The organism is Pseudomonas sp. GM24, assembly GCF_000282235.1.
Taxonomy (GTDB): domain Bacteria; phylum Pseudomonadota; class Gammaproteobacteria; order Pseudomonadales; family Pseudomonadaceae; genus Aquipseudomonas.
This window is the reverse complement of the sequence record NZ_AKJR01000112.1, coordinates 1-3,520: the sequence shown is the minus strand read 5'-3', so window position 1 is coordinate 3,520 and position 3,520 is coordinate 1. Positions and strand designations below refer to the sequence as shown.

Below are 3,520 nucleotides of genomic sequence, written 5' to 3'. Positions count from 1 at the left end.
GTTGAGTGGTTAGGAGCAGAAGCGGTGTGTGGGTTGCACTGTTTGCTTCTGCTTCTGCTTCTGCTTCTGCTTCTGCTTCTGCTTCTGCTTCTGCTTCTGCTTTTCTGTGGGAGCGAGCCTGCTTGCGAAGGGGCCTTGTCTGGCAATGTGCGTTTCACTCTGCTAACTCGCTCAAACCCCGACGCAAAATCGACAGCCATTACCACCCAATCGGGCCAATTCACTGGCGCTTGCAGGGCGCTCGGCTATAAAGAATGAGTGGTCAGGTCTTCCGTGGTCGGTTGGGTCGCGGAAGTTGCTCTTCCATTCATCGCGGGTCGTCCTATGAACAATCTTGGGAAACGCGTGTTGCCGTTGGCTTTTTTTGCCGTTTTGCTGGCGGGTTGTGCCAGTCCTCCACCCCCTCCACCGGTTGCGCCACCTCCGCCACCGGAACGTACTTGCCAGGTGCTCGAAAATACTGAAGTCGCCGGTGACGTGTACGCCGACGGGCAGGTTACTCGACACATCACCACTACCCGTTGTGTCACGCAGTAGCGCCGGCGGGGTGCAAGTCTCGGGTTGAGCGGGTTGTGCTGGTCGCCGTCCTGGACGGTACGGCGGTGGTGGCCGTGGAAGGCGCCATTGCGGCGATGCACAGTCAGCCCGACTTGTTTGGGGTGATGGTGATTGCGTTTATCGTCGGCCTCGGCGGCGGGGGGGGGGGCGCTGGTTGCCGTTGCGTGCAGGCTGGGCGTTTCACCGGTCGCGGCGGCGTTGCTGGCGGGGGCGGTGTGTCTGGCTCTGCGTTTGCTGTCGGTGCATTACGGCTGGCAATTGCCGAAAGTCATTGCCTGATGCACTTCCCTTGCAGGAGTGAGCCTGCTCGCGATAGCGGTGTGTCAGTCAACATTTATGTATCTGACACACCGCTATCGCGAGCAGGCTCACTCCTACAGGGGGTTAATCATTTACCCGGGATCAGGACAGGAAACCACCGTCCACATTCAGCGCAACGCCGGTGGTGTAGCTCGACGCATCGCTGGCCAGGTACAACACCGCACCGGCCATTTCACTCGGATCCGCCACGCGCTTGAGCGGGATCTGCGTCAGTGCCTGCTTGAGGATCGCATCGTTTTTCACCAGTGCCGAGGCGAACTTGGTGTCGGTCAGGCCCGGCAGCAGGGCGTTGCAGCGGATGCCGAACTGCGCGCATTCCTTGGCAAAGACTTTGGTCATGTTGATCACCGCCGCCTTGGTCACCGAGTAGATGCCCTGGAAGATCCCCGGTGAAATGCCGTTGATCGACGCGACGTTGATGATGCTGCCGCCACCGTTTTCGCGCATCAGTTTGCCGGCTTCGACGGACATGAAGAAGTAGCCACGAATGTTCACATCGACAGTCTTCTGGAACGCGCCCAAGTCAGTGTCCAGCACGTTGCAGAACTGCGGGTTGGTCGCGGCATTGTTGACCAGAATATCGAGGCGGCCGAACTGTTCCTTGATCCCGGCAAACACTTGGGCAATCTGCTCCATTTCACCGATGTGACAGGCCACTGCGGTGGCTTTGCCGCCAGCAGCGATGATCGCATCGGCCACGTGTTGGCAGCCGTCGAGTTTGCGGCTCGAGACAATCACGTGGGCGCCTTGCTGGGCGAGCAGTTTGGCGATGGCTTCACCGATGCCGCGGCTGGCGCCGGAGACGAAAGCGATCTTGCCGTCGAGGTCGAACAACTGAGTCTTGGACATAAGGGTTCCTGGGTGTGGGCCGTCAGAGGCTCGATTTCGCAATGACCTGCAAGCTCATCTGCTCCAGCAGTTTGTTCATGTGAATGAACTGCGCGAAGCGTTTGTCCTGGGTCTGGCCGTGGTAGAAGCGGTAGTAGATCTGCTGCACGATGCCGGCCAGGCGAAACAGGCCGTAGGTGTAGTAGAAGTCGAAATTGTCGATCTGGATGCCCGAACGTTCGGCGTAGTAATCGACGAATTCACGGCGGGTGAGCATGCCCGGTGCGTGGCTCGGCTGGCGGCGCATCAGTTGCACCGGCGCCGGGTCGTCCGCCTGAATCCAATAGGCGAGGGTGTTGCCCAGGTCCATCAGCGGGTCGCCGAGGGTAGTCAGTTCCCAATCCAGCACACCGATGATCTGCATCGGATTTTGCGGGTCGAGAATGACGTTGTCGAAGCGATAGTCGTTGTGGACGATGCTTGAGGTTGGGTGGTCAGCCGGCATCTTGTCGTTGAGCCAGGCTTTGACCTTTTCCCAGTGTGGCGCGTCGGGCGTCAGGGCCTTTTCGTAGCGTTCGCTCCAGCCTTTGATCTGGCGGGCAACGTAGCCTTCCGGCTTGCCCAGATCACCGAGGCCACAGGCGTTGTAGTCGACGCGGTGCAGTTCGACGAAGCGGTCGATGAAGCTTTTGCACAAGGCTTCGGTTTTCGCTGAGTCGAGGCCCAGTTCCGGCGGCAGCTCCGAGCGCAGGATGATGCCGTTGACCCGTTCCATCACATAGAACTCGGCGCCGATCACCGATTCGTCGGTGCAGTGCACGTAGGCTTTCGGGCAATACGGAAAACCGTCGCGCAATTGATTGAGGATGCGGAATTCGCGGCCCATGTCGTGGGCAGACTTGGCTTTGTGGCCAAACGGCGGGCGGCGCAGGACGAATTCCTGTTCCGGGTATTCCAGCAGGTAGGTCAGGTTCGAGGCACCGCCGGGGAACTGGCTGATCGCAGGCAAGCCGCTCAGGCCCGGAATGTGCGCCTTAAGGTACGGATCAATCAGGCTGGCATCGAGTTCTTCGCCAGAGCGGATACGGGTGGACTGGTCAGTAAGCGCCATGCTTATCCCTTCTGCTTATTTTGGAGGCCAGACATCATTGGCTAATCTAATGGTGCGCTCGGGCAGTCACAAGCGCAGGTCGGTCTTATAGGTTAGCGTGTTGCCGGATAATCACCTTTGAGAATGTGCGCGACGGGCCGCAGCAGACTAAGGTTTAGCGGGTATGCCATGGGCAAAAAGGAGCTTTGAAATGGGCTGTCCGCAAGTCTGTGCCACGGCCACTTTGCAATGCAGCTTCGGCGCCGCGCCGTCGATGCTCAACGTGTTGCCGGTGAATCGCACGCTGACCGGCGGGATGCCGGCGGCGAACATCATGGATCACATCCCGCTGGTGAATATCCTGCCGTTCGGGGTGTGCATGAGCATGGCCAATCCGATGGTCGCCGCTGCAACTGCCGCCGCCCTGGGGGTGTTGACGCCGATGCCGTGTATTCCGGCGACGGCCACACCGTGGATTCCCGGCGGGGCGCCGACGTTGTTGCTGGGCGGGATGCCGGCGATCGATGCCAACTCAACGTTGATGTGTAACTGGGCGGGGGTGATCAAGATTGTGGTGCCGGGGCAGATGCAGATGCTTATTCCCTGAGTTTTTTACTTGGCGTGAAATCCAAACCCCTCACCCCAGCCCTCTCCCAGGGGGAGAGGGAGCCGATTGGGGGGGATTGATTAGCTCCGCCGACGTGAAAGTCTAGCTGTGAATCC

At 59.6% G+C, this 3,520-nt stretch carries 4 protein-coding genes; 2 read left to right on the top strand and 2 right to left on the bottom strand.

Annotation, left to right across the window (positions count from 1 at the left end):
- Positions 1-669 precede the first annotated feature (669 nt).
- The gene (locus tag PMI23_RS30020; RefSeq protein WP_238539535.1) at positions 670-837 is read left to right on the top strand and encodes a hypothetical protein; all 168 of its coding nucleotides are present in this window, start codon (positions 670-672) and stop codon (positions 835-837) included.
- A gap of 123 nt (positions 838-960) precedes the next feature.
- Here PMI23_RS30020 and PMI23_RS14510 read toward each other — a convergent pair whose 3' ends face one another.
- Positions 961-1,728, bottom strand: a complete 768-nt coding sequence (locus PMI23_RS14510; RefSeq protein WP_007911074.1) for an SDR family oxidoreductase — start codon at positions 1,726-1,728, stop codon at positions 961-963.
- 22 nt (positions 1,729-1,750) lie between these two features.
- Entirely contained in the window at positions 1,751-2,818 is a 1,068-nt protein-coding gene (locus PMI23_RS14505; RefSeq protein WP_007911073.1) for a phosphotransferase family protein, read from the bottom strand.
- A 190-nt stretch (positions 2,819-3,008) separates the two neighbouring features.
- On the opposite strand from PMI23_RS14505, the gene PMI23_RS14500 reads away from it, so the two are divergent.
- Entirely contained in the window at positions 3,009-3,404 is a 396-nt protein-coding gene (locus PMI23_RS14500; RefSeq protein WP_007911072.1) for a DUF4280 domain-containing protein, read from the top strand.
- Positions 3,405-3,520 lie beyond the last annotated feature (116 nt).

Bases quoted from the DNA above. Each gene is read 5' to 3' on its own strand.
- PMI23_RS14510 (WP_007911074.1), bottom strand. From the start codon at position 1,728: ATGTCCAAGACTCAGTTGTTCGACCTCGACGGCAAGATCGCTTTCGTC.
- PMI23_RS14505 (WP_007911073.1), bottom strand. From the start codon at position 2,818: ATGGCGCTTACTGACCAGTCCACCCGTATCCGCTCTGGCGAAGAACTC.
- PMI23_RS14500 (WP_007911072.1), top strand. From the start codon at position 3,009: ATGGGCTGTCCGCAAGTCTGTGCCACGGCCACTTTGCAATGCAGCTTC.